The organism is Marinigracilibium pacificum (genome assembly GCF_012926615.1).
GTDB lineage: Bacteria > Bacteroidota > Bacteroidia > Cytophagales > Cyclobacteriaceae > Mangrovivirga > Mangrovivirga pacifica.
The window spans coordinates 1-909 of the sequence record NZ_JABBNU010000032.1 but is presented as its reverse complement, the minus strand read 5'-3'; the positions used below and the strand labels follow the sequence as shown (position 1 = coordinate 909).

General features: G+C 31.0%; 1 protein-coding gene. It reads right to left on the bottom strand.

Going from position 1 to position 909, the window contains the following annotated elements:
* Nucleotides 1–113: 113 nt before the first annotated feature.
* Nucleotides 114–909, bottom strand: a 796-nt coding sequence (locus HH304_RS21100) for a WG repeat-containing protein (RefSeq protein ID WP_169685283.1), incomplete at its 5' end; no start/stop codon positions are given.

Sequence of the window (909 nt, the reverse complement as noted above, 5' to 3'; positions counted from 1 at the left end):
ATTAATATGCCGAATAAAAAAATAAATCTGACAGTCATAGTTGTTTTTGGTCAAAGCTCAAAAATATCAAAAGGAAGGTTGAATTCAAAAAGGAATGTGTGGTAAGCAACAAATTAGAAGGTCTGTTCAAGAGCTAAATTACTAGCCTGTGTGTTTTCTGACTCCTGTTTTCTATATTCTCTTCCATTTAGGTCAATATAAAAGATTTGATCATTTAAATGAACTAAAATTAACCCGTCTTTTGACCAACCATTGTCATCAATGTTGTGATATTTTAAAGGGGTAATTATATTTCCTTTTTCATCAATTGAGCCATACATTCGTGGTGAACTTTCAATATCACTAAACCTATAGATATTATTTGATTTGGTATAGTCAAAAGTGCCAATTCCATATTTAGTAGAAAAGATGAAATTTCCATCTAAATCATATACGTCTTCAATATTTTTTTCATAGTCAGCAGCCGTTATTAAATTTCCAACATGCCAAATAGAATTGTATTTTCCTTGTGGAATAACAAAATCTCCTTGAGTATTGATTACAGCAGCCGATGGTTCTCCATTTTCATCATATCCTAAATTTATTGGCGCCAACCCATTTTTAAATTCTTGAATAACATGATTTCCTATAGAAAAAGTGATTTCGCCATTTATTAGGTTGATTGCTCCAAAATGTGTTCCTTCTTCTGTTTCTACGGCCACAATTCCAGCGCTTTGATTGTCAATTCTGACACCAAAATATTGAGAAACATCAAGTAATCTTTCGTTTTTGGTATTAATTATGAATTTTTTATCTGCTATTTCAACGTATGCTCTTTCTTCTGTAAATGCCGTAACATAATCATACTCAAAAGGAATAACAGTATTCATGTCTTTATCAACGAATCCGATTTTGTCTCCTTTTTTTTTT